Source organism: Synechococcus sp. Tobar12-5m-g (assembly GCF_024345415.1).
GTDB lineage: Bacteria > Cyanobacteriota > Cyanobacteriia > PCC-6307 > Cyanobiaceae > Regnicoccus.
Genome location: NZ_JAGQBB010000010.1, coordinates 88,355 through 112,652 on the forward strand (window position 1 = coordinate 88,355; position 24,298 = coordinate 112,652).

A 24,298-nucleotide genomic window follows, 5' to 3' on the forward strand; every position below is an offset into this window, starting at 1 on the left:
ACCTGTTCCGATCAGACTTTTCGATCAGTGGGCTGAGTGGGTCCAAGAGAAACCTCGCTGGACTCCTCCAGGACTTGCCCAATGCTTTAGGTTACTTCCAAATGGAATCATAATCTGCCCTCGCTTTGCCAAATCTGACCCAGCGGGACCAACAGGTGTTGAGGGCGACAGTCCAGCACTACGTCGACACGGTTGAGCCCGTTGGAAGTCAGACCCTGGTGAAACGTTTCGGCTTTCCCGCCAGTCCAGCCACGGTGCGCACGGCGATGGGGGTTCTGGAGCAGCAGGGGTTGCTGGTTCAACCCCACCCATCCGCAGGTCGCGTGCCGAGCCAGCAGGGCTACCGATTGTTTGTCGATGACCTGCTGCCGGCACCCGGCGCCGGCGCCCTGCAGCTGGAAAGGGAGCTGCTAGCCATTGGCCTTCAGTGGGCCGCCCTGGATGACCTGTTGCTCCACCTCGCCCGTCGCCTCGCTGACCTGACCGGGCTGCTCAGCCTGATCACCCGGCCCCAGCGCCCGGAGTCGACGCTGCAGGCGGTTCGCCTGGTTCCCAGCCATGGCCGGCTGCTGATCTTTCTGGTCGAGACGGCGGGAACAGCCAGCAGCCTCAACGTGCGTCTGCCTCCCGGGGCCGAGGGGCAACTGCCCGCCCTGGAGCGCTGGGTGGTTCAACAACTCAAGTGTGCCCCTGATGGCAGCATCCATTGGGAGGAGCTGCCACCCCAGCTCCAATCCAGCGGTCGCGTGGTGCTCCAGGCCCTGCGCAGCCACCGCCTGGCGCGCAACACCGATCTTGAGGGGGCCGTGGCGCTTGGGCTCAGCGGGCTTCTGGCCCAGCCCGAGTTCAGCCAGACGGCCAACCTTCGCCCCCTGATCAAGCTGGTGGAGGAGGAGCCGCAACGCCTACTGCGGGGCAAGGGGCTGGGCTCCGCCTGGACAGGGGCCCCGGCGGCGGCGATGGCAGAGGCGTTCCACGGCGATGGGGTGTGGATCGGCGCCGAGCACCCCCACCCCGCCCTGCGGGCCTGCTCGGTGGTTCAGGCCTCCTACCGAACCGGTGACGGCAGTCTCGGCCAGGTCGCCCTGGTGGGGCCGATGCGGATGGCCTACGCCACCGCCCGCGCGGCGGTGCGATCGGTGGCCACTAGCCTTCAGCGGCTGCTCAGCTGAGGCCTCGACCCTTGACCTACTGCGTGGGTTTCCTCCTGGAGGACGGACTGGTGCTGGCCTCCGACTCCCGCACCAACGCCGGCGTGGATTACATCTCCAGCTACCGCAAGCTGCATGTCTTCCAGCCCAGCGCCGATCGCCTATTCATCCTGCTTGCGGCCGGGAACCTGGCCACCAGCCAGGCGATTCTGAACTGGATCAACCGCGATCTCAACCAGGCCCGGCGGGAAGGACCCCACCCGGCCCATTCCAGCGCTCATCTCGGCGAAGGCTCAGCAAGCGGAACCGGGGTCCAATCCCCCGCCGACCTTCTGACCGCCCGCTACCTGTTCGAAGCCGCGGCCTATATCGGCAGACTCAGCGTGGCGGTGCAGAACGAGAACCATTCGGCCCTGCGGCAGGTGGGCGCCAGCGGGGAAGCCACCTTCATCCTCGGCGGCCAGATCGGGGGCCAAGCCCATGGCCTCTGCCTGATCTATCCCCAGGGGAACGCGATCATGGCCACCCCGGAAACGCCCTTTCTCCAGATCGGTGAAAGCAAGTACGGCAAGCCCCCCCTCGATGGGGTCGGCCACCACAAGCTTTCGCTCGAAGACGCCGCCCGGCTCTGCCTGGTGTCCCAGGTGATCACCCGCCGCTCCAACCTCACCGTTGGCCCCCCCTTCGAGGTGGCGCTCTATCCCCGAGACAGCCTGGCGATTTCCCATCACGTCAAGCTGGAGCGGGGCCATCCCGAGATCGCTCAGATCAACAAGGTCTGGATCGAAAGCCAGCGCCAGGCCCTGCAGCAGCTTCCCCGTTTCGCCTGGGAAACCCCCTAGGCCATGAACCGCCCCAACAACTGGATCTCGACCGGCCATCTGCCGGAAACGGCGGTGGTGCAGGAGCTGCTGCGGGATGCCCTCCGGCGCTTCGGCCCGATCATCGAGGGGCGCGTCGCTGATTACATCCCCGCCCTCGCCGGCGCCAGGCCCGAAACCTTCGGCATCGCCGTAGCGGGCACCAGCGGTGATGTCTTCGAGGTGGGCGATGCCACCGAGCCCTTCAGCATCCAGAGCATTTCCAAACCCTTCATGTTCGCCCTGGTCTGCCAGGCGATCGGCGAGCAGGAGGCCCGCCAGAAACTCGGTGTCAACAGCACGGGCCTGCCGTTCAACTCGGTCCTGGCGGCGGAGCGCTCGGCGGAAGGGCTCAGCAATCCGATGGTGAACGCCGGGGCGATCGCCGCCACCAGCCTGGCGCCGGGAGACACGGCCGAGGCCCAATGGGCCTTCATCCTGGAAGGCTTCTCCCGCTTCGCCGGCCGGGAACTGACGCTCGATACCGGTGTGTATGCATCCGAGGCCGCCACGAATCAGCGCAATGCCGGCATCGCCAGCCTGCTGGGCAGCCATGAGCGGATCTACTGCGATCCGGAGGCCGCCACCGACCTCTACACCCGCCAGTGCTCCCTGGCCGTCACCAGCAGGGACCTGGCCGTGATGGCCGCCACGATGGCCAACGGCGGCTGCAACCCGCTCAACGGCGACCAGGTGATCGAAGCGATCCACTGCCAGCATGTGTTGGCGGTGATGGTGACCGCCGGGCTCTACGAGAACTCCGGCGACTGGCTTTATGCCGTCGGCCTGCCGGGCAAGAGCGGTGTGGCCGGCGGCATGATCACGGTGGCACCTGGGAAGGGCGGTCTGGCCACGTTTTCGCCGCCGCTGGATGGAGCCGGCAACAGCGTGCGGGGCCAGCTCACCGCTCGCTTCCTGTCGGAGGAACTGGGCCTGAACCTGTTCGCCTCGCGGCCAGGCTGCAGCAGCTGAAGATCCCCTGCCCACAAAGAGCCTCAGCCCGCCATCGCGCCGCCAAGCCGCTCGGCCACGGTGTTCACGTCCTTGTCACCGCGGCCCGAGAGATTGATCACCACCTCGGTGCCCGGGGCCAGGGTGGGGCAGAGCTGCTCCAGCCAGGCAAAGGCATGGGCGGTTTCCAGGGCCGGGATGATGCCCTCCAGCCGGCTCACCCGCTGCAGGGCCTCGAGCGCCTCTTCGTCGGTGACGGCGGCGTACTCGGCCCGGCCCAGCTCCTTGAGGTAGCTGTGCTCAGGGCCCACGCCCGGGTAATCCAGGCCGGCGCTGATCGAGTGGGCCTCCTGCACCTGGCCCTCGGCATCCTGGAGCAGCAGGCTCATCGCCCCGTGCAGCACGCCGATGCGGCCCTCGGTGATCGTGGCGGCGTGGCGGCCCGTGGCCACCCCATCACCGGCGGCCTCTACACCGATCAGGCGCACGGAGATGTCTTCCACGAAGGGATGGAACAGGCCCATGGCGTTGGAGCCGCCGCCCACGCAGGCGAGCAGCACATCCGGCAAGCGGCCGAAGGCCTCGGCGCACTGGCGTTTGGCCTCCTGGCCGATCACGGCATGGAAATCGCGCACCAGCATCGGGTAGGGGTGGGGGCCCGCCACCGAACCGAGGATGTAATGGGTGCTCTCCACGTTGGTCACCCAGTCGCGGATGGCTTCGCTGGTGGCATCCTTGAGGGTGGCGGTGCCGGCGGTGACCGGCTGCACCGTGGCACCGAGCAGCCGCATGCGGAACACGTTCAGGGCCTGGCGGCGCATGTCTTCCGCGCCCATGTAGACCACGCACTCCAGGCCGAACCGGGCGCAGACCGTGGCGGTGGCAACCCCGTGCTGACCGGCGCCGGTTTCGGCGATGATCCGCCGCTTGCCCATGCGCAGGGCCAGCAGCGCCTGGCCTAGGGCGTTGTTGATCTTGTGGGCGCCGGTGTGGTTGAGGTCTTCCCGCTTCAGCCAGAGGCGCGGGCCACCCTCGGGGCGGCGGTAGTGCTCGCTGAGGCGCTCGGCTTCATAGAGCGGCGTGGGCCGACCCACGTAGGTGCGCAGCAGGTGATCGAGACGCTCGGTGAAAACAGGATCGGCCCAGGCCTCAGCGGCGGCCGCTTCCAGCTCGGCCAGGGCGGGCATCAGGGTCTCCGGCACGTACTGGCCGCCAAAGCGCCCGAAGCGACCCAGGGCATTCGGGCGGGCCGAGAGCGCCAGGGTGGCGGGATCGGGCGAGCGCGGGGGGAGGGTGCTGGTCACCGATGGCTGGGCGCAGTTCACCCAGCCTAGGAAGGGGGGCTGCTGCATCCACCCGGCTTGCGCTGTGATGGAGGGCGACGCGGCATCGAACGGGATGGGCAAGGGAGGTTGGCGGGAGTTCAGCGGGGCTGAGAGCCTGGAGCGGCCCACGGGCCCGGCCCCAGCGGCCACCCCCCGCGGCCAGCAGCGGGTGCGGGTGCAGCGCACCAAGGCGGGCAAAGGGGGCAAGCTGGTGACCGCGATCACCGGCCTGGAGGGCAGCGACGCCGAGGCCAAGGCCTTGCTCAAACGGCTCAAGGCGGTGGCCGGCACTGGCGGCACCCTCAAAGGCGGCGTCATCGAGCTGCAGGGGGATCAGGTGGCCACCTGCCTGGAAACCCTTACAGCGGAAGGCTTCCGACCGAAGCAGGCTGGGGGCTGAAGTCGCTGCCCTCGACGGGCCAACTCCACATCCGCTGGCACCACGTCGGGATCCAGCAACTCGACAAACGCCTCCACAGCTCCCTGCACAGCCCTGCAGCGGGCCACCACCAGCTGTTCCAGGAGCGTGCCGGACGATGTCAGCACCACCTCAGCGTCTTCCGACTGGCGCAGGAGCTGCTGCCAGCCTGGCTCGCTCTGAACGCTGCAGAGCATCACGGCGGTGTCAGGAATCTTGCCGGCATGCCAGCGGTGTCGTCGAGGGACTCCGGCGTGAATCGCCCGCGCCTGGGCGCAGGCCTGCAGTTGCAGAGCAATGAGTTTGATGCTGGAGCCGCTGCAAACGCCACAGCCGACGCTGCCGCCGCAACTGCTGCTCAATCGCCTTGCGCACAATCTCCGTGGAGCCTCGTCCGGCGAGCTGCCGCAACTGCCCCAGCAGCTCCTCCACCCGGGATTGCTTGATGTTGACGGCAATTCAACCTTCACAGGATAGAAAACGATTCAACCAAGTTCCTCTGGAGCCGGGCCGAAATCCAGGTGCATCCAGAAGCATCGGCTCACGCGGGGGGAAGGCGCTCCAGCTGGCTGGGGATCCCATGGGAACCGCCGGGGAGGGTGTGGCGGGAGCGGGGGCCGCTCCAGGAGGCGATGTAGTGGTGGGCCTCGGGATCGAGCTGGCGGGCCCCGGCGAAATTGGCGTTTTCCACGATGGCGCCGGTGCCGTTGCCGCTTTCGTGCTCCACGGGACCGATCGAACCGTGGGGGGTGGCGCTCTGGGGGTGGCCGTAGAAGAAGCGGGCGCCTTCCAGTCGTGCCCCTTCCAGGTTGGCGCCGCCCAGGTCGGCGCCGGCGAAGTTGGCTTCCCTCAGGTCGGCCCCCACAAAGGATGTGCCGCGCAGATCGGCGCCATTGAAGTCGACGCCGCGCAGATCGGTGTCGGAGAGATCCATGCCCTTCAGCATCCGGTTCAACCGGATCACGGGAACGCCGTTCAGCCGGTCCTCCTCATAGTTGCCCTCCCCATCGAGGATGGCCCGGCCGAGGCGGTGGTCACGGCGCAGGGGGCTGAGCAGCCGGGCATGGGCGAGAAACCGCAGGATGCGGGCCTGGCCTTCGCGGTCGATGCTGCTGAGAACGGCGGCCAGCCGGCCTTCGGCCAGCATCCGTTCGAGGGGCCAGTCCTCCAGCAGCCCTTCCTCGTCGATGATCATCTCGGAGATGCCATGGATGAAGCTGTCGATCGTCTGGGCCTGGGTGATTCGGTTCTGCTGGGTGGTGAGCCGCTGGTCCACCATCACCTGCCGCCAGGCGATCGCCAGGGCCACGAACGCCACCAGGATCTGGCCGATGGCGCCGATCACCCCCTCGCCGATGGCGCCAATCGCCTCCCAGTTGCGGCTGCGGTAGATCTCAAGGAAGGGATCCAGCCAGCCGAGCGCCAGGGGAATGGCGATCGCCACGACCAGCAGCCCCACCGCCGCAAGCACCCGCGCGGTGGGGCCGTCATCGAGGCTGCCGCTGAGCTGGCGCCACAGCGGCGGCAGCAGCTGCTTCAGGGCGGCAACGAAGGTGAACAGCCCGGCCGCCAGGGTGAGCCAGGGCCAGCCTCCCACCAGGCCCGCCAGCATCAGCACGCTGCCGAGCAGGAGCTGCAGCGAGGCCGACTGGTTGAGGCGGCTCAGCCTGTTGCTCGCCCGGAAGGGCGGCGCCGAGGCCTGGCCCGCGGGAGGCAGCGACGCGGCCGGCGGGAGCGGCGCCTGTGAACGGGGATCGGAGGGGAAGGTCATCCGAGGGGGCCGGCCTGGAAATAGAAGCCTGCCGCCAGGATCACGTAGGCGGCAAGCAGGAGCACCCCTTCCAGCCAGTCGGAGCGTCCATCGAGGCTCGCCAGGTTGCTCACCACCACTGCGGTGATCACCGCCACCAGCTCGAAGAGGTTGAAGCTGAGGTCGAGGGGATGGCCGAGCCGCGGGCCCAGCAGCACCAGGACGGGCACCACAAGCAGAGCCACCAGCAGGGTGGAGCCGAGCGCCACCGACACCGCGAGATCCATCTTGTCCTTGCGGGCCATCGTGATGGCGGTGAGGTATTCGGCCACCCCACCAAGCAGGGGCAGCAGCACCACGCCAGTGAACAGGGCCGAGAGGCCCACGCTCTCGGTGACCGACTCCACCACCCCCACGAACAGCTCGGATTCGTAAGCGATGCCTGCCGTGGCCCCCACCAACACCGCCAGCCAAGGGAGCAGCGGTGGCTTCGCAAGAGCGTGGCCTCCATCTGCGGTTTCGGTGCCGAGGTCCACCTCGGCCACTTCGTAAAGGGTGCGGTGGGTGTGGAGCGAGAACAGCAGGGTGAGGCCATATACCAGCAGCAGCACGACGGCCACGAACAGGGAGAAGGCCTCCCTGCCTCCGTCGCCGATCGCGACCGGGATCCCGGCGGCAGCTGCCGGAACCGCGGAGCCCATCGCCGCCAGGCTGGGCAGCAGGATCGCCAGCACCGCCAGGGTCATGGCGGAGCCGTTCACCCGCGCCACCACCGGCTGGAACCGCTGTTCGCTGCGGCCGATGCCGCCCACCAGCATCGATAGGCCCAGGGCAAGAAGCAGGTTGGCCATGATCGTGCCGGTAATGCTCGCCTTCACGATGTCGACCAGCCCGGCGCGCAGCGCGCTGATGGCGATGATCAGCTCGGTGGCATTGCCGAACAGGGCATTGAGCAGGGCGCCGATTGAGGGGCCCAGGGAGATCGAGAGTTCCTCGGTGGCCGTGCTCAGCCAGATCGCCAGCGGGATGATCGAAGCCACGGTCGTGAGGAACACCGCCCCGTCGCCCCAGTGCAGTCGTTCTGCTGCAACCGACACCGGCACCATCGCCAGCAGGCCCAGGGCGATGGTGGTGCGGGAGGTCATGGGGGGAAAGCCACGAGGCGCCCATTGTGGTGGACCCCAGGCCAGGCAATCGCATCCCTGCGGACGTCGAGGGCCGATGGCCGCTGCCAGGAAGGAAGACACCCCCCCTATCGACGACTTCAATTTGTTCGGCAATGTGTTCGGCAGCGATCCGCCCCAGCTGGAAGTGGGCATCGGCCACCACCACAACGGCGAGCCCATGGGCACGGCCCGCAACATCCTGGACACGGGCGAATTCGTGGTGCCTGTGATGACGGAAGATCTGCTTGCGGCCATGAACATCTCGGCGGCAAGGTCGCCGGCGGTGCATTGCCGCACCACCGATCACTTTGAGTTGCCGCGGATCTCCCATGGCCAACAACTCACCCATGCCCCTTCGGCCTGACCTCACCGCCGCGCTCGCCTACGCAGGCCTCGTCTTCGGCGCCGGTTTCCTGCTGGGCACGGTTCGGGTGTTGCTGGTGGTGCCCCGGCTGGGGGTGCGCAGCGCCGAGCTTCTGGAGATGCCCCTGATGGCGTTGGTGATCGTGGGGGCGGCCCGCCTTGTGGTGCGCCGCTTCCAGTTGCCGCAGGGCCTGGCGGTGCGCCTGCCGGTGGGGGCCACGGCCCTGGCCCTGATGGTGGGCTTCGAGTTCCTGGTTGCGGTGGGGCTGCAGGGCCGCACGGTGGTCCAGGTGATCAGCGATCGCGATCCCGTTTCCGGCCCGGTCTACCTCGCCCTGCTGCTCCTGTTCGCCCTGATGCCATCGCTGCTGCGGCAGGAGGCTGCTGCGGCTACAACTCAGCCTGAGCCGCCTCAGCCGGGGCGGTGAGAGTCTCCCCCTCCGGCTCCGGCAGTCCCAGCCGCCTGGCCAGTTCATCGAGAAAGGTCTTGAGGCAGCTCGCCACGGGCACCGCCAGCAGCAGGCCGAGCAGATCGCCCAGGCCCAGCAGGCTGCCGACCCGGGCGCCGATCGGCAGGCTGACCAGCAGCCAGGCCGGCTGCAGCCCGACGATCTGGCCCATCAGCCGCGGCTGGATCACCTGATCCACCACCTGGCCCACCGTGATCGCCACCGCCAGCACCTCCAGGCCGGTGCGGGGATTCTCCAGGGCCAGCAGGGCGCTCACCAGGATGATGGTCAGGGCGCTGGCATAGGGAATCAGGGTGGTGAAGCCAATCGCCACGGCGAAGAGCACGCCGTAGGGAATGCCGAGCACCGTGAACACCAGGATCTGGGCACCGCTGAGGATGAGGGCCAGCACCACTTGGCCGGCGAAATAGCCCCGGAAGGTTCGGTACCCCGTGCTCAGGACCAGCTCCCTCCAGCTCGACGGCAACCAGCGACCCAGGCCCCGGCTGATCGATTCGCCGCCGATCAGCAGGAATATCGCCAGCACCGCCACGATCACGCTGTTGATCGTGAGGGTGAGTGTGGTCCCGAGCAGGCTGAGCAGCTGCTGGCTGAGCTGGCTGGCCAGTTTCGTGGAGCGGCTGAGCAGCTCACTGCTCAGATCACCGAAGTCGGCGGGCAAACCATGGGCCGTGGCCCAGTCCTGGGCCTGGTTCAACAGCAGTTCCCCCTGCACCAGCCAGCCGGGCAGGGCATGGAGCAGGTCGCTCAGCTGCTGCACCAGCCGCGGCAGCAGCCACAGGGCCACCAGCACCAGCAGCCCCAGGCCGGCGCCCATCACCAGCAGGAAGGCCAGCCGTCGCGGCACGCCATGGCCGGTCAGCCAGCGGGTCGGGATGTCGAGCAGGAAGGCGATCAGGGCGGCTGTAAGAAACAGGGCCGGGAAGGGCGCCAGGGGGACGAGCAGCTGACGCAGCACGAACAGGTTGAGCACCAGCAGCGGCAGGGCCAGGCCCAGCCGCATTGGCATTGGCATCGTCGACGGTGCGGGAAGGGGCGCGGGTGGGGCCATCAGCCGTGCTGCCGGTCCATCTGCTGGCGGTAGGCGGTGGCGCCCAGCTCCTGCAGCCGCCCGTCCTTGCTGCGTACCTGATCGTGCAGTTCGGATCGGTACTGAACCAGCCGCTCAGCAAGGGAGGAATCCGCGGTGGCGAGGATCTGCGCCGCCAGCAGGCCGGCATTGGCGCCGTTGCCGATCGCCACGGTGGCCACGGGGATCCCCGCAGGCATCTGCACGATCGAGAGCAGCGAATCCAGGCCCGAGAGGGCGCGGCTCTGCACCGGCACGCCGATCACCGGCAGCGGCGTGAGCGCCGCCACCATGCCAGGCAGGTGGGCCGCCCCGCCAGCCCCCGCGATGATCACCTTCAGGCCGCGGCCGGCCGCCTGGCTGGCGAAGGCAACCATCTCCAGCGGTGTGCGGTGGGCCGAGAGCACCCGCACCTCCACGGCCAGGCCGAAGCCCTCCAGCACCGCCACCGCCGGCTCCAGGGTGGGCAGATCCGAATCGCTGCCCATCACCACCGCCACCCGGGCGGGACCCGGTGGGGCCGGGGAGTCGGCGGCGGGCAAGGGCAGATCAACCATCGAGAGCGACCACGGGGCACCGGCGGCGAGGATGGCATTCTCCCGCTCGCGGCGCCCCGGTGCCCACCGTCATGCGCTGGCTCAGCAATGTTCGGCTTCCCCAGGTCGGCCCCTGCGCCCACAAACGGGGCCAGCACTGGCGGATCGGGATCGACGACCAGGGGCAGATCGCCAGGGTGCTGCCGCTGGCGACCGGCAGCACCGCCGGCGGCGAAAACTGGCAGGGCGACTGGCTGAGCCCGGCCGGCCTGGACCTGCAGATCAACGGCGGGCTGGGCCTGGCCTTCCCGGAACTCGCACCAGATGATTTACCGCGCCTGCTGGAACTGCTGGAGCTGCTCTGGCGCGATGGGGTGGAGGCGATCTGCCCCACCCTGGTGACCTGCGCGGTGGGGCCGCTGCGCCAGGCCCTGGCGGTGCTCGGCGAGGCCCGCGCCCAGCACCGCCCCGGCCGTTGCCAGCTGCTGGGGGCCCACCTGGAGGGGCCGTTCCTGGCCAACACCCGCCGCGGGGCCCATCCGGAGCAGCATCTCTGCCCCCCCAGCGGCGCCGCCCTGGCCGAGCGCATCGGAGGCTTCGAGGACGCCATCGACCTGGTGACCCTGGCACCGGAACTGGTGGGGGCCGACGCGGTGATCGATGCCCTGCTCCGCCTTGGAATTGTGGTGAGCCTGGGCCACAGCGGCGCCAATGAGACCGAAGCCGCCGCCGCCTTTGCCGCGGGGGTCGGCATGGTGACCCACGCCTTCAATGCCATGCCGGACATGCACCGCCGGGCTCCCGGACCCGTGGCGGCGGCGGCCCTGCGGGGCGACGTGGCCCTCGGGCTGATCGCCGACGGGGTGCATGTGGCCCCGACCATGGCGGTGCTGCTGCAGCGGCTGGCGCCGCAGCAGGTGGTGCTGGTCAGCGACGCCCTCGGCCCCTATGGGCTCGTGGAGGGGAGCCACCGCTGGGACGAGCGGCTGTTGCTGGTGGAAGACGGCAGCTGCCGCCTGGAGGATGGCACCCTGGCCGGGACCACCCTGCCGCTGTTGGAGGGGGTGGTGCGGTTGGCCCGCTGGGGCGTCGCGCCAGCCCAGGCGATCGCGGCGGCCACGGTGTTGCCCCGCCGGGTGCTGGGCGACGATCGGCCGGTGGAGGAGATGCTGGTGGGGGTTCCGCTGGGCGAAGCCCTGCGCTGGAGCACGCCAGGCGATCGCGATCTGCAGTGGCAGCGGGCCGGCTGAGCTGGGCATCGGAGCAGCCCGTGGATCCCTGGAGTGAGGTGAAGAACCGCAGTCGGCTACTTCGGCTTGACCGCCTTGGCGCCCTCACACTTCGCAGACTTCTGGACGCCTGCCTCCTTGTTGGAGCGGCACATGTACTGAATACTCTTGTCCGCCTTCTCAACTTTCTGCCAGTAAAATCCACCGGGTGATGGCTTCACATCCGCAAGAACTTTGGCAAAGGCAGGAAAAGCTGCAAGCCCGGAAAGCAGGATCAAGCCCAGAACAGCAGCGCGGGAAACGGGTGCCATCGGTTCGAAGTCGTGCGGATGAATGCCCTTTGGCTCAAACGAATCTAGCCACCCTGGCACCCTCTTCAACCAGGGCCATCGCCCGACCCTTCCTTAGGATTCGCTCCACGATCAGCCCGCACCATGTCCACCACCCCAGCCGAAGCAGGCGCCATTGCGGACGAGAAAGCGGAGGTTCAGGCCTACTTCAACAGCACGGGCTTCGAGCGCTGGAACCGCATCTACAGCGAGAGCGACGACGTCAACAAGGTGCAGCGGAACATTCGCCTCGGCCACCAGAAGACGGTGGATCAGGTGCTGGATTGGTTGCAGGGAGAGGGGAACCTGGCGGCCCGCAGCTTCTGCGACGCCGGCTGCGGTGTGGGAAGCCTCAGCCTGCCCCTGGCGACGCTGGGCGCCGGCTCCATCCAGGCCAGCGATCTCTCGGAAGCGATGGTGACGGAGGCCCGTCGGCGTGCCGAGGCAGAAGGAATCGATGCGAACCGGCTTCAGTTCACCGCCTCGGATCTGGAGAGCCTGGACGGCAGCTTCGACACGGTCATTTGCCTGGATGTGTTCATCCACTATCCCCAGGAGCCTGCCGAGCAGATGGTGGGCCACCTGGCTTCCCTGGCCAAACGGAAGTTGATCGTGAGCTTTGCGCCCTACACCCCCCTGCTCGCCGCGTTGAAGCGCATCGGTGATTTTTTCCCAGGCCCCAGCAAGGCCACCCGCGCCTACACCTTGCGTGAAGAGGGCATTGTGGCGGCGGCCGAACGGGGTGGCTTTCGCCCTCAACGCCGCAGCCTCAACAAGGCGCCGTTCTACTTTTCCCGCCTGATCGAATTCGAGCGCATCTGAGGCGGTCTGGTTTTTCTCGAATCCAGGAATACTCTGGCCATGATGGCTGGCAGGTTCGATGGAGAGCAGTGCTCCCTTGATGGATCAACGACAACGTGTCGATTGGGCCCGCTCGATCCGAGACCCTGAGGCCTTTGCCAGTGAGCAAGCCGCGCTGGGCCAGGTCTGGACGCTGCTGGGCCTGACGACCGACATCCCCAACGACAACGACTGGATCCGGTGCAGCCTGGGCGGCGGATCGGTGTTTGTTCAACGCTTCGGGAGCACGATCAAGGGATTTGAGAATGTCTGTCGCCATCGCTTTCATCCGATTCGCACGGCAGCGAAAGGATCCGGCCTGGTCCGCTGCGCCTTCCATCATTGGGTCTACAACCAGGAAGGGGAAGCGGTGGGCATCCCCCAGTGCAAGAAACTGTTCGGAACGTCCCCCAAGGAGCTGGGGGCACGGCTGAGGAACGTTGAGATCGCCTGCTGCGGTGTGCTCATCTTTGGACGCTTTCCTCATCAGGCCTCGAAGAGAACAGATTCCACCGCGGGTGAAGAGCCTTCATCCGAGTGCACCACAGCGGATCCTTCAACCACCCACCAGGACCAGAGTCTTGAGGAGTTTCTTGGTGATGCCTGGCCAATTCTGCGGGCGATGTGCCGAGAAGGGATTCGGCCTGGCTTCAGCTCCACCGAAGTTAAGGCAAATTGGAAACTCCTTGTTGAGATCACGCTTGAGGAGTATCACGCGTTTGCCGTCCACCCCACCAGCTTTGGGAAGGAAGGCTGGCTCGATCCCGATGAAGCCTATTATCCCAGATTCGATCCGCACAGCGCATTCTTCTACGACGGGCAGCAAGGTGACCTGTCGTCCATGGCAGCAGATTGCCAGGCTGGAAGCTATCAGCCCAAAGAATACCGAGTCCTTAATTTTTTTCCAAACTTCCTAGTGAACCACAATCTAGCTCTTCACGCGTGGTATGTAACGATAACGCAGTGCGTCCCCATAGATCATCATTCGACCACGGTTCGTAGCTGGTTTTTCCAAGCACCATTCAAGAGGCCTCAAGCTTCATGGTTCAGACTTCTGGTTGAGCAATTCATCAATCTCTGGCTGCCATTCTTTGTTGGAGTTTTCTTAAGGAGGATCACCCATGAAGATCATGTGATCTGCGAGGCCATGCAGGTTCCAGCGGGTTCAATCAATGAGTCCCCCATACTCGGGCGTGAGGAGAATCGGATCGCCTGGTTCAGGGACGCCTATTGGGAGGCACTGGTCCAGTCGAATCGGTAGAGACAATTCCTGCCCGGCTGTTTGATTTGCTGAATCAGGATCTTGGGCCTATTCTCCTAAACATCTGCTCCGATGCCAAACGAAAGCTGATCGTGAGCTTCCCGCAATGCACCCCCCCTTGCTCGCCGAGTTGAAGCGCATCGGCGTTGTCTTCCCGGGTCCCAGCAAAGCCACCCGCGCCTACACCTTGCGGAAAGAGGGCATCGTGGCGGCGGCCGAACGGGGAGGCTTTCGCCCTCAACGCCGCAGCATCAACAAGGCGGCCTTCTATTGTTCGGGCCTGATCGTCTTCGAGCGGATCTGAGGCCATCAGGATTCGCCACGAATTCGGTCATACTCCTGATCGTGGTGGCCTTCAGGTTCAATGGCAAGCAGTGCCTCCCCCATGGGTCAGCAACAATGCTCCGATTGGGCCCGCTCGATCCGAGACCCTGAGGCCTTTGCCAGTGAGCAAGCCGCGCTGGGCCAGGTCTGGACGCTGCTGGGCCTGACGACCGACATCCCCAACGACAACGACTGGATCCGGTGCAGCCTGGGCGGCGGATCGGTGTTTGTTCAACGCTTCGGGAACACGATCAAGGGATTTGAGAATGTCTGTCGCCATCGCTTTCATCCGATTCGCACGGCAGCGAAAGGATCCGGCCTGGTCCGCTGCGCCTTCCATCATTGGGTCTACAACCAGGAAGGGGAAGCGGTGGGCATCCCCCAGTGCAAGAAACTGTTCGGAACGTCCCCCAAGGAGCTGGGAGCACGGCTGAGGAACGTTGAGATCGCCTGCTGCGGTCTGCTCATCTTTGGACGCTTTCCTCGTCAAGCCACGAAGACAGAAGACGCTACTTCGGGTGAAGGTTCTTCATCCAGGTGCACCACGGCGGCTCCTTCGGACACCCACCAGGACCAGAGTCTTGAGGAGTTTCTTGGTGATGCCTGGCCAATTCTGCGGGCGATGTGCCGAGAAGGGATTCGGCCTGGCTTCATCACGAGTGACGTCAACGCAAATTGGAAACTCCTTTATGATATAACCGTTGACGATTATCATGCTTTTGCGGTTCATCCCACCAGCCTAGGAAGGGATGGATGCCTCGACCCCGAGAAAGCCTATTGCCCGAGATTCGGTCCACACAGCGGATTTTTCTTCGATGGTCAATCAGGTGACTTTTCAGCCATGGCACAAGACTGCCAGGCCAACAGCTACCAACCTGGCGCGTATCGAGCTCTCAATATATTCCCAAGTTTCCTCGTCTTTCATTATCAGGTACTCCACACCTGGTACGTCTCGATTACCCAGCTCAGCCCAGCGGCTTTGAATCGCACCATAGCAAAGACTTGGTACTATCAAGCGCCATTTAAGAGGCCTGGAACTTCATGGCTCAACCTCCTATTTCAGCGATTCATTGAACTTTGGTTGCCCTTCTTCGTAGGCGTTTTCTTGAGGCGAATCACCAATGAAGATTACCTGATCTGCGAGGCGATGCAGGATGCTGCTGGTTCAATGATGAAGGAGCCCATCCTAGGGCTTGAGGAGCAACGGATTGCCTGGTTCAGAGAAGCCTATTGGGATGCTCTGGCCAGATCGAATCAGGAATGAATCCTTCTGCTCGGTGGATTGGGTTTGGTGGATCGTGCTCGGCGGCGCATTCAGCGAAACACCTGCTCCCGTGCCGCTCGAAACGACGACAGGTAGACACGGAGGCCCAGCAGCCATGAAGCTGGGCGGGCACCCTTGGCTGGTCGCCTCCTGTTGCCGATGTCTTTCTCGCCATCGGTTCCGATCGAGCCGCCATCCCCGGCGATTCACTGGCGGCTGGCCTGGGGGGTGGTGGCCCTGCAGGGCTCCCTGCAGATGGGCTGGATCATCTACCGCGCCTACCAGCCCGTGTTGCTGAGCGGCCACGGGTTCGCCAGCCTCCTGGTCCCCTTCGCCCTGGTGCCGGGCTTCCTGGGCCTGTTGATCGAACCGATCAGCGGTGCCTTCTCCGACCGGTGGGCCTTCAAGGCACGGGGACGCCTGATGCCGATCACCGTCTCGGTGCTGGTGGCCGCTTCGGTGTTCCTCACCATCGCCGGCACCGTGCAAGGGGGGATGGCGATGGGAAACCTGCTGCTGCCGGGGCTGATGCTGGTCTGGATGACGGCGGTGCAGGCGACCTCAAGCCCTGGCCTGGCCCTGCTCAACGAGGCCGTTTCGTTGAAGCGGCTCCCGACGGTCGCGGCCCTGCTGGTGCTCACCCAGGGGGTCATCGGCGCCTTTGCCGGTGGTCTAGCCCAGGAGGCGCTGCAGCTTGGACCCACCTTCACCCTGCTGCTGGGAGCCACGATCCTGGCCTTGGGGCTGGCCGTGCTGCGATCGGCACCAACCCCTCACCCCGACACTCCCTTGTCAGCACAGGAGCCCGCCCCGTCCCCGCCGCTGGGACGTTGCGCCCTGCTGCTGGCCCTGGCTCTGGCGATTGGTGCATTGGGTCAGGTGTTGCTGGAGCTGCTGCCTCGGGTGCAGACGCTCGCGGCGGCGGCCCCCAACCTCTCTGCTCAGACGCCGGTGGTGTTGCTGAGCTCCGCCCTGGCGGCTCCCTTTGCCGGCAAGCTTGTCACCCGCTGGGGTCATCGCGGTGCGCTGCTTCGCGTGATCCCCAGCCTGAGCGTCAGCCTGGCCCTGACCCTGCTGCTCCCCTCCGCGGGCATCCCGCCGCTGTTGCCGCTGCTGGGATTCCTCCACAGCCTGCTGTTCACCGCCCTGACGGCCCTGGGCCTTTCCACCCTGCCCCATGCCTGGAGTGGGCTCGGAGCTGGGCTGGTGCTGGGCGGCTCCGGCCTGGCCGGCAGCCTTTCCCTGCTCCACTTCGGGCCAGGTGGGACGCTCCCCGCCGGTCCGGTGTTCGTGGTTCTGGCCGGCTGTGGCGGTCTCGCCCTGGCGGGTTGCGTGCTGCTGCCTCAGGGCCTCCAGCGCGATTCGGACGTTTCGATCACGCCATAGGCCTACCAGAACCGTTCCAGCTGTTCCTTGGTGCCGATGCTGACCCGCAGGGAGCCGTCGATCAGGGGCTTGGCGGCCATCGAGCGCACGAGGATGCCGGCCTGCCGAAGCAGAGCTTGCGCAGCCGCCGCCTGCGCCTTCATCCAGATCACCATGTCACCACCAGTTCACGTCGTGAAGGATGCTGGAACCGGACAGGCGGGGGCCACCATCCCCAGCATCCGCTCCCCGCCTCCAGGATTTGCTAGGTGCCCAGGACATCGCTCTTGGCGGAGTCTCGGTGGCGTCGAAGCTCACCGCCATCGGGCTCTGGGCAACGATGTTGCAGATCTGATCAAACTAAGCCTGCTGGAGGATCCGGATCAGATATGTGTTATTCACGCGGTTTTGCTGGCCGAAGGCACTTGGGGGAGACAGTGGCAGTTCAAGGTCAACAAACGAGTCCGAAGTACTGATCTTTTCTCGAACTCTACGGAGTATACTGTGGCCATTGCCATATCCTCTGGCATTGCAGCCAAGCGAACTTAACCATGCCTACCTCGTTCATGACGCTTGGCTCTGGCCTGCGCTGGCTGGAGGCGTCTCAGACACTCCCTTCCCCGAAGCTGCCCCTGCCTCCTGGCAGCTGTATGTGCCCCCGATGGTTCGGTAGCAGCGGATGAAGCCAACTGAAATCGGCGCCGCCTACAACATGATCGCCTCCTGGTGGCATGCCGAGCTACAAAGCTCGAGCAGAGGGCTTGCGTATGTGGAACGGGCCATTGGCCTTTGCACCGAGAGGCAAAGAGCTCTGGACGTGGGGTGCGGAACTGGCGGACGAATCGTAGCTGCGCTGGTGAACGGAGGGTTTGACGTTACTGGCATTGATGTGTCACAGGAGATGTTGCGCATCGCCAAGAACAATCATTCCAATGTTGCATTCCTGTGGGCTGATGCATGCGAATGGGAGCCACCTGGATGCTTCGATATCATCACGGCCTGGGACAGCCTCATCCACGTGCCCCATGGGCAGCAGAGGATCGTGGTTGAGAAACTTTGTCATGCACTGGCCCGCCAAGGGGTGATCCTGATCACGGTTGGCGGAACGGATGGAGTGGTGATGGGCAAAATGCAGGACGTAAGCTTCTATCACAGCTCCCTGAACGATCACGACTACCTTGAAGTGATGAAAGCTGCCGGATGCAGATGCATTCTGCTGGAGCGTGATCAATGGCCCGAGGAACACACGGTGCTGATCGCCAAAAAGAGCTGACATCGCTGGCCATGCAACGCCCATACGCCTGCGCCACCCTCGATCACCCTGAGCCTATCAACCGCCAGTCAATCAGTGAGGCTGTTCAGGATGATCCAGGAGGCGATCGCCTTCATTGGCGTGCTAACGCTGCTGTCAGCAAGCCTGGGCTCCGATGTTGTCTTGATGCTTGTGGTCAGGCCTGCTCTGGAACGCATGGGTGACTCTCTGCCTTCGGGAAAAGCAGCTGGCATCATTCACCTGCAGGTCGCGAAGGTGATGCCTATGACTTCAATCGGAACGATTCATTGTGCTGGTCCAGTGCATGTGGTTTCAAGCTTTCGCCTGGAACAATCATGCAATCACGCCATTGCAGAATGAGATGACGCCGCTTCAACCTGGCGCAAACTGCAACACCATAGGGCCATGCTTGAATCGCTTCGCTTAGCCATGGTCTGGATCTGTAACTGGTCGTTTCTGCGCGAATGGCTAAACCCTAAGCAGTAACTCTTCCAGAAGCCAAAGGCCCTTTATCTGCTACCTGAAGCAGGGAAATGATCCAGAATTTGGCCTTTCCACCCAGGGTTGATTCAAAGTCTCAGTCCGGGCTTGGTTCCGGTTGTCTCATCGCCATCGCCAGCAGCGCCGTGATGTCGTGCATCACCGCCTGCATGCCTGCCCGGATCGACTGAAACCCCGCCAGGCGCAGCAGGTTGAGAGCAGCCGTCCGCAGCGTCGCCATCGTGCCAGCACCGTTGCCCCGGTAGCGGTGGGCGTCCTCCTGGAGCTGGGTATCGCGGATCCAGTGCCAGACCTCGATGCTCCAGCGGTCTCGCACAAGTTGCAGCATGCCTTCTGGGGTGGTGCGCAGGCTGGTGAGAAACAGGTGGGTGGCCTGGAAGGGTCTGGCGTCGCGGGTCCCGATGGCGACCAACTCGACGATCCAGCTGGTGCCGATCCAGGTCTCGCTGATGTGCTCCGGGGCCTGTTTGGCCCGCAGCGTCCAGGTGATGTCGCGGCCGTGGCTGATCTCGTGATCCGTTGCCACAAAAGGGATCTTGCGCTTTCCCTGGAACTGGCTGCGGATCTGGCGGTACAGGGTCTGTTGGTTGGCTTTGACGGTCAGGAGGAAGTCGGCCCCCTGCTCCTGGAGGAGTTGAAAAACGGGCGCTGCGTGTGCAGGGCATCCGCCTGGATCAGCACACCCTCGAGTTCCAGCTCCCCGAGCAGCTGGCGGAGCACCGCCCGCTCGTGGTTCTCACCGGTGGCGTAGCAGGCCTGGCTGATCGCCACACCCAAGGCAGCTGAGTAGAGCGTGACTTGGGCAATGAACGCTGAGCCACCGCCGGGCGTGGGCTCGATCGAGCCGCGCAGTGTCTTGCCGTCACACACCAATTGGTCAAGATCGGTTGCACCGCCTGGGATCTGGGCAATCGTCCAGTCGCGGATGGCAGCGCAGAGAGCTGCCACATCCACCTGGCGGAAGAAGTAGCGGAAGGCTGAATCGGAAGGCGGCCGCCGCAACTCAAGACCAAGTGCCTCGGTGAGCACGCTGTGGTGGCGGATGGCGAACCGCTCCAGATCCCGCAGGCTCTGGCAACGGCTCAGGATTCCCAGCACGGCCACCAGGAGCAGGTACCAGGCCGGGATACGAACCCCGCGCCGCATACGGGCATCGGGGATCGCCTGCAGAAAGCTGATCAGGTCGAGATCGGTTGGGGCAAAAGCGGTTTCAGGCACTGGGAGGAGGCGATCCCGCCGACCTCACCCCATGCTGGCAGCCCCGGCCAGGGCGCCTGTGACACACTTTGAATCAGCCCTGCCTTTCCACCGCCTGCCATCCTCACATTTTAACACAGTGGGACTGGGCAAAAACTAAAAGACACCCGGCAGCCAACGCCAGCGCACCTTCGCAAGATATTCCGCATACTCTGGATCACTGCGAAGAAAGTCTTCTTCAATAAAACTTTTAGCGAGAAAAATTCCCATGATGATCATCATCCAGCAAAGATTGATCCAAGCAAACGACGAGAGGACAACAGCAAGCAAGGCAAAGAAGTTACCGGTGTACATCGGATGTCGCACCCAGCGATACGCACCCCGTGTGACAATCCGCCGCTGGGCTGGCACCAATCCGATGCTTCGACCCAGGCTGAGGCGGGCGAAAAGCAGGATGATGATCGCAAAAACAGCAATCGCATTGGTTGCCCAACCAGGGACAACCGGATGACCCGTGGATGCAAAGGCCGAAAAAACAACATTCCATACGTTGCTGTGCAGGCCATCAGCCAGAACAGTGGATTCATCGACACCCGCTGCGCAGGCGCCCTTGAGAGCATGGTGATGATCTGAACCAGGATATTCAGCCCCAGCGCCATTCTTGCGAAGTCAGCGCTACCTTCTGTCCAGCGATTCCAGAGCTCGATACTAAACGGGATGGTCGCCACGATCGCGATGACACGATCTGTGGCGGGATGGCAGAGCAGGCGCGAAAAGTTCAGTCTCCATGACCCTGGGAATCGCCTCATGATCTCCGCAACGACACCATGCTCTCAAGGCCCATTTAAGAGGTAGAACCAGAGCTTCCTGCCACAGGCCTCACACGATCGCCAGGGCCGGGAGCGAATCGCTGAAGCCGGTGATCTCCACGATGGCGTCGTTGGCTGCCTGGAAGCCTGCCACCCCATCATTGAGGGCAAGAAACGTGCGGGTGCCGCCGAGGGCGCCGAGGTTGAAGTTGGCGGCACCGTGGGCCAGGAATGAGGTGGGGGTGATCACCGCCGCCAGCGCCACGGGCGTGAGGTCCGCACCCCGGCCCAGTTCGCGCAGATCAGCTGCCGACCCTGCCCGGGGGCCATCGATTCGATCGCTGCCGATCGCCAGATCGGTGATCTGGTCGCGGGCGTTCAGCAACGAATCGCGCAGGCTGGTGATGTGGAACGTGTCCGCGCCACCCAGGTCGGGGAGCACATCGGTGGCGTCGTGATAACCGCCGGTGAGATCGAGCTTCAGGCCGGGCTGGAGGTTGGCGGCGGTCTGACCACCGAAGTACACCCCATCGGCGCCATCCCTCAGGCCAGAGTCACCGTGCCAGTCGATCCGCCTGCTGGCTTCATCGAGGTTGCCCAAACGCTGCGCCTCAAAAAAACAGGAAGCTTCTCTGAAGGGCCTCGGCGTCATTGGACGAAATCCCATTCAGCGGATCAACGGTGGACATCGCGCAGAGCAGATCGCTGCCAAGGTCTTACGCCGGATTCGCCCCCCGGGGCGACCCCCTTCGGAGGGTGAATGCCAGCACCGCCGCCTGCAGGGCGCCGCTGCGGAAGGTCATGGCCTGCTCCGCCACCAGTCCATCGATCCAGGCGGCCCGCACCATGGCCGGATGGCGGGACTTGACCGTGGCTGTGAGGTGCAGCATGTCCCCGCTCTCGAGATTGTCGGAACACACCAGCAGCCCGTACGGCTGCTCCGCCAGGCGGTTGAGGCAGCTCGACGGATCTGCACGACGGGGAGATCGGCGGTGATGTCCACGGTGACGGGATGAGATCGGAGCAGGGGCAGGCTATGGCGATGGCCGGGCGTGGCAAGGCCCAGGCAAGGCCCCCAAACTGACCTGTGATCGAAACACTCCCGTGCCCCTTCCTCCACGGACCATGTCCCTGATCAGGCCCCAGGCGCGACAGCTGACCCGGCGGCGCTGGCTGGCCCTGCTGCTGCTCGGCGGCGGCCTGCTGCTGGCTGTGCCGCCGGCACGGGCGGACGGGGAGCAGGCCGGCGTCAAGGTGCAGACGCTGGTGAAATCCGGAGAGGCCTGGAACGGCACGCGCCTGCCCGCCTATCCCCGCGGTGAACCGGAAGTCACCGTGCTGCGCATCACCATTCCTCCGGGGATGAAGCTTCCCATCCACCACCACCCGGTGATCAACGCCGGCATGTTGATCACCGGCCAGTTGCTGGTGACCAGCGCGGCGGGCCCCACGAAGCAGCTGAAGGCGGGCGACGGGCTGATCGAGATGGTGAATCAGCCCCACTACGGCACCAACAACGGCACAGAACCCGCCGAGATCGTGGTTGTGTATGCGGGGGTGAAGGGCAAGCCGATCACCGTGCTCGAACCGGTCGCTGGCGGCTCCCCCTGATCGCGGGGATTCAGCCGAGGGCTTCGATGCGCCGATACGCCGCCCAGAAGGTGGCCATCTGCTCGGTGCTGCCCAGGCTCACCCGCAGGGCGCCATCGATCAGCGGCTTGCCGGCCATCGAGCGCACCAAAATGCCCGCCGCCCGCAGCTCGACCTCCACATCAGCCGCCGGCCGCACCGGCCAGATCAGCAGGTAGTTGCCACCGGCGGCGTGATGGCGCACGCCTGCAGCCACAAGGTGCTCCAGCAACCAGGCCCGCGCCCGGAGCACCTCCGCCACATAGGCGTCGGTGTAGGCCTGATCGGCCAGGGCGGCATGGGCAGCGGTGACGGCGAAGCTGTTGACGTCGTAAGGGCCACCGACCCGGCTCACACGATCGACCAGCGCCGGTGCGCCCACCGCAAAGCCGAAGCGCAGCCCGGCGAGCCCGGCGGTTTTCGCCAGCGAGCGCAGCACCAGCAGGTTCGGGAATGGCGCGAAGGGGTCGGGCGCTCCTCCTGCGGCTGCTCCTGCTGCCAGCAGCGATGGCAGCACACTGTCGCCAGTGAAGGCTTCGTAGAGCTCATCGACCACCACCAGGGTGGCGGTGGCGGTGGCGGCGGCGGCCAGCTCCAGGATCCGCTCCGGCGCCAGCCGGGTGCCGGTGGGGTTGTTGGGATTGCAGATCAAGAGCAGCCGCGGGGCTGAGGCGGCCAGGGCCGCCCGGATCTCCTCGAACGGAAAGGCAAAATCGGGCAACCGATAGGGGATCGCCTCGATCGCCATGCCCTGCATGCGGGCGCAGGGGGTGTAGTAGCCGAAGGTGGGGCTGGTGGTGAGCAGCCGATCGCCCGGTGCGGCGAAGGCATGAAACACGGCGTGCAGCGCTTCATCCACGCCGTTGAACAGGCCGATGTGGGCCGGGGTGAGGGCGGTTCCGTTGCCGGGAGCTGCTTCGGCGACGAGCGAGCGGACCACCGCCTCAGGCAGGCCGGCGTATTCGGGGTAGATGGCGTAGTGATCGGCCGGGATCGCACGGACCGCCTCCACCACCTTCGGGCTGGGCCCGACGGTGTTCTCGTTGAAGTCGAGCCGCAACAGGCCGCGGCGACCCTCCAGCGGAGCGCTGTAGGCCGTGAGGGTTTCCACCTCCGGTCGGGCCAGGGGGAACGGGGGAATGGCCGGCTGCTCGCCGGGGGTGGGACTGGTCACAGGGCCAGTATCAGATCGCTTTGGCCCCATCCTCCAAGCCCTCCCGCCCAGCCTGCCCCGCCTCGCTCACCCAGGCGCCATCGACAGGGCCAGGACTGGGCTGGCTGGGCCGGGGAGCCGCCTGGATCGCCAATCATCACCAAAGGATCTGGCTCAAGCAGGTTGCTGACAATCGAGACCAAGGATCTTGCCGATCAGCCACACGTTGAGCGGCTCCACAGTATCGAGAGACTCAACAGAGACGGTGGGGATGTTATCTCGACTGGAGAAGGCGGAGCCCTTAACAACACACTTTTCGGATCAAACACAACACAGCGGTAGCCTGTCACCATTTCCTCGGCTGGGGGCCAGGCAATCGGGAGCATAATCACTTCAGCGTTTGAGCTGGCGATCCGGTGGCGAATACAGAGCTGGCCCTGAGGGCACTGGAGCGCGGCGACCTGAGATTCATCCACGATCAGGTGAACAACAGAAGCGTGATGTCCTACTGGTTCGAGGAACCCTATGAATCATTCGACGAGCTTGAAGACCTCTACAATCGGCACATCCACGACAATGCCGAACGCCGCTTTGTTGTGGAAAACAAAGACAAGGAGCTGATTGGGCTGGTGGAGCTGATCGAGATTGATTACATTCACCGCAGAGCTGAATTCCAGATCATCATTGCGCCCCAGCATCAGGGCAAAGGCTTTGCCCGGTTCTGTATCAACAAAGTATTGGATTACTCCTTCACCATCCTAAATCTACACAAGATTTACCTATCCGTGGCCGTCGATAACGAGAAGGCGCTGCACTTGTATCAACAGTGCGGCTTCACTGAAGAAGGTCACTTGATTGGCGAATTTTTCATTGAAGGGCGCTACCGCGACGTCAAACGGATGTATATCCTCCAGGAGAATTACCTCGCTAGAACGGCTTAGGGAGACTCTGGAAAACCCCACCACCCTGCGCGAGAATGGCCGTGTGATCGCAGGCGTGAACAGGGTTCATGGGCATCAAGCAGCTCGGCTTTGGTGATTACGAGCAGTCCACGGCCAAAAAGCG

30 protein-coding genes and 2 pseudogenes are annotated in these 24,298 nt (G+C 64.8%); 17 read left to right on the forward strand and 15 right to left on the reverse strand.

Features of this window, described 5'->3' with window-relative positions:
• The first annotated feature begins 125 nt into the window (after positions 1 to 125).
• The 3 genes from KBY66_RS08080 to glsA are packed head-to-tail and all read left to right on the forward strand — an operon-like array spanning position 126 to position 2,983.
• Positions 126 to 1,172 (forward strand): HrcA family transcriptional regulator, encoded by a 1,047-nt coding sequence (locus tag KBY66_RS08080; protein WP_255088784.1) that lies wholly within the window; start codon positions 126 to 128, stop codon positions 1,170 to 1,172.
• An 11-nt stretch (positions 1,173 to 1,183) separates the two neighbouring features.
• Positions 1,184 to 1,993, forward strand: a complete 810-nt coding sequence (locus tag KBY66_RS08085) for a 20S proteasome subunit A/B (RefSeq protein ID WP_255088785.1) — start codon at positions 1,184 to 1,186, stop codon at positions 1,991 to 1,993.
• A 3-nt stretch (positions 1,994 to 1,996) separates the two neighbouring features.
• Positions 1,997 to 2,983: a glutaminase A gene (gene glsA, locus KBY66_RS08090; protein ID WP_255088786.1), complete on the forward strand. Its 987-nt coding sequence runs from the start codon at positions 1,997 to 1,999 to the stop codon at positions 2,981 to 2,983.
• 23 nt (positions 2,984 to 3,006) lie between these two features.
• Here glsA and trpB read toward each other — a convergent pair whose 3' ends face one another.
• A complete protein-coding gene (gene trpB, locus KBY66_RS08095; RefSeq protein WP_255088787.1) occupies positions 3,007 to 4,266 on the reverse strand; it encodes a tryptophan synthase subunit beta in 1,260 nt (419 codons plus the stop codon).
• 94 nt (positions 4,267 to 4,360) lie between these two features.
• Between trpB and KBY66_RS08100 the strand changes: the two genes are divergently transcribed.
• On the forward strand, positions 4,361 to 4,687 hold the full coding sequence (locus tag KBY66_RS08100) for a translation initiation factor (RefSeq protein WP_255088788.1): 327 nt from the start codon (positions 4,361 to 4,363) through the stop codon (positions 4,685 to 4,687).
• Here KBY66_RS08100 and KBY66_RS08105 read toward each other — a convergent pair.
• From KBY66_RS08105 to cax, 4 genes and pseudogenes are all read right to left on the reverse strand, one after another.
• Complete coding sequence (locus KBY66_RS08105) at positions 4,621 to 5,067, reverse strand: type II toxin-antitoxin system VapC family toxin (protein ID WP_255088789.1); 447 nt, start codon at positions 5,065 to 5,067, stop codon at positions 4,621 to 4,623. The genes KBY66_RS08100 and KBY66_RS08105 overlap by 67 nt on opposite strands.
• A 1-nt stretch (position 5,068) precedes the next feature.
• Positions 5,069 to 5,137: pseudogene (locus tag KBY66_RS15865) on the reverse strand (hypothetical protein); the annotation flags it as partial.
• A 109-nt stretch (positions 5,138 to 5,246) separates the two neighbouring features.
• Positions 5,247 to 6,476, reverse strand: a complete 1,230-nt coding sequence (locus KBY66_RS08110; RefSeq protein ID WP_255088790.1) for a pentapeptide repeat-containing protein — start codon at positions 6,474 to 6,476, stop codon at positions 5,247 to 5,249.
• Positions 6,473 to 7,600, reverse strand: coding sequence for a calcium/proton exchanger (cax, locus tag KBY66_RS08115; protein ID WP_255088791.1), 1,128 nt, complete (start codon positions 7,598 to 7,600; stop codon positions 6,473 to 6,475). Before cax ends, KBY66_RS08110 begins: the two co-directional genes overlap by 4 nt.
• Positions 7,601 to 7,676: 76 nt before the next feature.
• Between cax and KBY66_RS08120 the strand changes: the two genes are divergently transcribed.
• Entirely contained in the window at positions 7,677 to 7,985 is a 309-nt protein-coding gene (locus KBY66_RS08120) for a hypothetical protein (protein ID WP_255088792.1), read from the forward strand.
• A complete protein-coding gene (locus tag KBY66_RS08125; protein ID WP_255088793.1) occupies positions 7,969 to 8,412 on the forward strand; it encodes a hypothetical protein in 444 nt (147 codons plus the stop codon). Before KBY66_RS08120 ends, KBY66_RS08125 begins: the two co-directional genes overlap by 17 nt.
• Here KBY66_RS08125 and KBY66_RS08130 read toward each other — a convergent pair.
• The gene (locus KBY66_RS08130; protein ID WP_255088794.1) at positions 8,375 to 9,505 is read right to left on the reverse strand and encodes an AI-2E family transporter; all 1,131 of its coding nucleotides are present in this window, start codon (positions 9,503 to 9,505) and stop codon (positions 8,375 to 8,377) included. The two genes, KBY66_RS08125 and KBY66_RS08130, sit on opposite strands and share 38 nt — an antisense overlap.
• On the reverse strand, positions 9,505 to 10,080 hold the full coding sequence (purE, locus tag KBY66_RS08135) for a 5-(carboxyamino)imidazole ribonucleotide mutase (RefSeq protein WP_255088795.1): 576 nt from the start codon (positions 10,078 to 10,080) through the stop codon (positions 9,505 to 9,507). The genes KBY66_RS08130 and purE overlap by 1 nt, the downstream gene beginning before the upstream one ends.
• 71 nt (positions 10,081 to 10,151) lie before the next feature.
• On the opposite strand from purE, the gene KBY66_RS08140 reads away from it, so the two are divergent.
• Positions 10,152 to 11,309, forward strand: a complete 1,158-nt coding sequence (locus tag KBY66_RS08140; protein ID WP_255088822.1) for an N-acetylglucosamine-6-phosphate deacetylase — start codon at positions 10,152 to 10,154, stop codon at positions 11,307 to 11,309.
• A gap of 56 nt (positions 11,310 to 11,365) precedes the next feature.
• On the opposite strand, the gene KBY66_RS08145 is transcribed toward KBY66_RS08140, so the two are convergent.
• Entirely contained in the window at positions 11,366 to 11,599 is a 234-nt protein-coding gene (locus tag KBY66_RS08145; RefSeq protein WP_255088796.1) for a hypothetical protein, read from the reverse strand.
• A 123-nt stretch (positions 11,600 to 11,722) separates the two neighbouring features.
• On the opposite strand from KBY66_RS08145, the gene bchM reads away from it, so the two are divergent.
• From bchM to KBY66_RS08170, 5 genes are all read left to right on the forward strand, one after another.
• A complete protein-coding gene (gene bchM, locus KBY66_RS08150; RefSeq protein WP_255088797.1) occupies positions 11,723 to 12,439 on the forward strand; it encodes a magnesium protoporphyrin IX methyltransferase in 717 nt (238 codons plus the stop codon).
• A gap of 79 nt (positions 12,440 to 12,518) precedes the next feature.
• Positions 12,519 to 13,718: an aromatic ring-hydroxylating oxygenase subunit alpha gene (locus KBY66_RS08155; RefSeq protein ID WP_255088798.1), complete on the forward strand. Its 1,200-nt coding sequence runs from the start codon at positions 12,519 to 12,521 to the stop codon at positions 13,716 to 13,718.
• A 106-nt stretch (positions 13,719 to 13,824) separates the two neighbouring features.
• Entirely contained in the window at positions 13,825 to 14,022 is a 198-nt protein-coding gene (locus KBY66_RS08160) for a hypothetical protein (protein WP_255088799.1), read from the forward strand.
• An 81-nt stretch (positions 14,023 to 14,103) separates the two neighbouring features.
• On the forward strand, positions 14,104 to 15,306 hold the full coding sequence (locus KBY66_RS08165; protein ID WP_255088800.1) for an aromatic ring-hydroxylating oxygenase subunit alpha: 1,203 nt from the start codon (positions 14,104 to 14,106) through the stop codon (positions 15,304 to 15,306).
• A 135-nt stretch (positions 15,307 to 15,441) separates the two neighbouring features.
• Positions 15,442 to 16,692, forward strand: a complete 1,251-nt coding sequence (locus tag KBY66_RS08170; protein ID WP_255088801.1) for a hypothetical protein — start codon at positions 15,442 to 15,444, stop codon at positions 16,690 to 16,692.
• A gap of 2 nt (positions 16,693 to 16,694) precedes the next feature.
• Here the strand turns inward: KBY66_RS08170 and KBY66_RS08175 are convergent.
• A pseudogene (locus KBY66_RS08175) lies at positions 16,695 to 16,811 on the reverse strand (histidinol-phosphate aminotransferase); the annotation flags it as partial.
• A 539-nt stretch (positions 16,812 to 17,350) separates the two neighbouring features.
• On the opposite strand from KBY66_RS08175, the gene KBY66_RS08180 reads away from it, so the two are divergent.
• Together KBY66_RS08180 and KBY66_RS08185 are read left to right on the forward strand one after the other, a co-directional pair.
• Positions 17,351 to 17,944, forward strand: coding sequence for a class I SAM-dependent methyltransferase (locus tag KBY66_RS08180; protein ID WP_255088802.1), 594 nt, complete (start codon positions 17,351 to 17,353; stop codon positions 17,942 to 17,944).
• Between the two features lie 90 nt (positions 17,945 to 18,034).
• Positions 18,035 to 18,304 (forward strand): hypothetical protein, encoded by a 270-nt coding sequence (locus KBY66_RS08185; protein WP_255088803.1) that lies wholly within the window; start codon positions 18,035 to 18,037, stop codon positions 18,302 to 18,304.
• Between the two features lie 217 nt (positions 18,305 to 18,521).
• Here KBY66_RS08185 and KBY66_RS08190 read toward each other — a convergent pair whose 3' ends face one another.
• From KBY66_RS08190 to KBY66_RS08200, 3 genes are all read right to left on the reverse strand, one after another.
• The gene (locus tag KBY66_RS08190; RefSeq protein WP_255088823.1) at positions 18,522 to 19,049 is read right to left on the reverse strand and encodes an ISAs1 family transposase; all 528 of its coding nucleotides are present in this window, start codon (positions 19,047 to 19,049) and stop codon (positions 18,522 to 18,524) included.
• On the reverse strand, positions 19,046 to 19,663 hold the full coding sequence (locus KBY66_RS08195; RefSeq protein ID WP_255088804.1) for an ISAs1 family transposase: 618 nt from the start codon (positions 19,661 to 19,663) through the stop codon (positions 19,046 to 19,048). The genes KBY66_RS08190 and KBY66_RS08195 overlap by 4 nt, the downstream gene beginning before the upstream one ends.
• Before the next feature lie 135 nt (positions 19,664 to 19,798).
• The gene (locus KBY66_RS08200; RefSeq protein WP_255088805.1) at positions 19,799 to 20,056 is read right to left on the reverse strand and encodes a methyltransferase family protein; all 258 of its coding nucleotides are present in this window, start codon (positions 20,054 to 20,056) and stop codon (positions 19,799 to 19,801) included.
• On the opposite strand from KBY66_RS08200, the gene KBY66_RS08205 reads away from it, so the two are divergent.
• Positions 20,000 to 20,275, forward strand: coding sequence for a hypothetical protein (locus tag KBY66_RS08205; protein ID WP_255088825.1), 276 nt, complete (start codon positions 20,000 to 20,002; stop codon positions 20,273 to 20,275). The genes KBY66_RS08200 and KBY66_RS08205 overlap by 57 nt on opposite strands.
• Positions 20,276 to 20,521: 246 nt before the next feature.
• Here KBY66_RS08205 and KBY66_RS08210 read toward each other — a convergent pair whose 3' ends face one another.
• Positions 20,522 to 21,052 carry a glycoside hydrolase family 9 protein gene (locus tag KBY66_RS08210; protein ID WP_255088806.1) on the reverse strand — a complete coding sequence of 177 codons (531 nt, stop codon included), beginning with the start codon at positions 21,050 to 21,052 and terminating at the stop codon, positions 20,522 to 20,524.
• 115 nt (positions 21,053 to 21,167) lie between these two features.
• A complete protein-coding gene (locus KBY66_RS08215) occupies positions 21,168 to 21,341 on the reverse strand; it encodes a hypothetical protein (protein WP_255088807.1) in 174 nt (57 codons plus the stop codon).
• Positions 21,342 to 21,576: 235 nt separating this feature from the next.
• Between KBY66_RS08215 and KBY66_RS08220 the strand changes: the two genes are divergently transcribed.
• Positions 21,577 to 22,062: a cupin domain-containing protein gene (locus KBY66_RS08220; protein ID WP_255088808.1), complete on the forward strand. Its 486-nt coding sequence runs from the start codon at positions 21,577 to 21,579 to the stop codon at positions 22,060 to 22,062.
• Positions 22,063 to 22,072: 10 nt separating this feature from the next.
• Here the strand turns inward: KBY66_RS08220 and KBY66_RS08225 are convergent, their stop codons facing one another.
• On the reverse strand, positions 22,073 to 23,254 hold the full coding sequence (locus tag KBY66_RS08225) for a pyridoxal phosphate-dependent aminotransferase (RefSeq protein ID WP_255088809.1): 1,182 nt from the start codon (positions 23,252 to 23,254) through the stop codon (positions 22,073 to 22,075).
• 395 nt (positions 23,255 to 23,649) lie between these two features.
• Between KBY66_RS08225 and speG the strand changes: the two genes are divergently transcribed.
• On the forward strand, positions 23,650 to 24,174 hold the full coding sequence (gene speG / locus KBY66_RS08230) for a spermidine N1-acetyltransferase (protein ID WP_255088810.1): 525 nt from the start codon (positions 23,650 to 23,652) through the stop codon (positions 24,172 to 24,174).
• Positions 24,175 to 24,298: the final 124 nt, after the last annotated feature.

Bases quoted from the DNA above. Each gene is read 5' to 3' on its own strand.
- glsA (WP_255088786.1), top strand. From the start codon at position 1,997: ATGAACCGCCCCAACAACTGGATCTCGACCGGCCATCTGCCGGAAACG.
- KBY66_RS08100 (WP_255088788.1), top strand. From the start codon at position 4,361: ATGGGCAAGGGAGGTTGGCGGGAGTTCAGCGGGGCTGAGAGCCTGGAG.
- KBY66_RS08110 (WP_255088790.1), bottom strand. From the start codon at position 6,476: ATGACCTTCCCCTCCGATCCCCGTTCACAGGCGCCGCTCCCGCCGGCC.
- cax (WP_255088791.1), bottom strand. From the start codon at position 7,600: ATGACCTCCCGCACCACCATCGCCCTGGGCCTGCTGGCGATGGTGCCG.
- KBY66_RS08120 (WP_255088792.1), top strand. From the start codon at position 7,677: ATGGCCGCTGCCAGGAAGGAAGACACCCCCCCTATCGACGACTTCAAT.
- KBY66_RS08125 (WP_255088793.1), top strand. From the start codon at position 7,969: ATGCCCCTTCGGCCTGACCTCACCGCCGCGCTCGCCTACGCAGGCCTC.
- KBY66_RS08130 (WP_255088794.1), bottom strand. From the start codon at position 9,505: ATGGCCCCACCCGCGCCCCTTCCCGCACCGTCGACGATGCCAATGCCA.
- purE (WP_255088795.1), bottom strand. From the start codon at position 10,080: ATGGTTGATCTGCCCTTGCCCGCCGCCGACTCCCCGGCCCCACCGGGT.
- KBY66_RS08140 (WP_255088822.1), top strand. From the start codon at position 10,152: ATGCGCTGGCTCAGCAATGTTCGGCTTCCCCAGGTCGGCCCCTGCGCC.
- KBY66_RS08145 (WP_255088796.1), bottom strand. From the start codon at position 11,599: ATGGCACCCGTTTCCCGCGCTGCTGTTCTGGGCTTGATCCTGCTTTCC.
- bchM (WP_255088797.1), top strand. From the start codon at position 11,723: ATGTCCACCACCCCAGCCGAAGCAGGCGCCATTGCGGACGAGAAAGCG.
- KBY66_RS08155 (WP_255088798.1), top strand. From the start codon at position 12,519: ATGGATCAACGACAACGTGTCGATTGGGCCCGCTCGATCCGAGACCCT.
- KBY66_RS08160 (WP_255088799.1), top strand. From the start codon at position 13,825: ATGCACCCCCCCTTGCTCGCCGAGTTGAAGCGCATCGGCGTTGTCTTC.
- KBY66_RS08165 (WP_255088800.1), top strand. From the start codon at position 14,104: ATGGGTCAGCAACAATGCTCCGATTGGGCCCGCTCGATCCGAGACCCT.
- KBY66_RS08180 (WP_255088802.1), top strand. From the start codon at position 17,351: ATGAAGCCAACTGAAATCGGCGCCGCCTACAACATGATCGCCTCCTGG.
- KBY66_RS08185 (WP_255088803.1), top strand. From the start codon at position 18,035: ATGATCCAGGAGGCGATCGCCTTCATTGGCGTGCTAACGCTGCTGTCA.
- KBY66_RS08205 (WP_255088825.1), top strand. From the start codon at position 20,000: ATGTCGCACCCAGCGATACGCACCCCGTGTGACAATCCGCCGCTGGGC.
- KBY66_RS08215 (WP_255088807.1), bottom strand. From the start codon at position 21,341: ATGCTGCACCTCACAGCCACGGTCAAGTCCCGCCATCCGGCCATGGTG.
- KBY66_RS08220 (WP_255088808.1), top strand. From the start codon at position 21,577: ATGTCCCTGATCAGGCCCCAGGCGCGACAGCTGACCCGGCGGCGCTGG.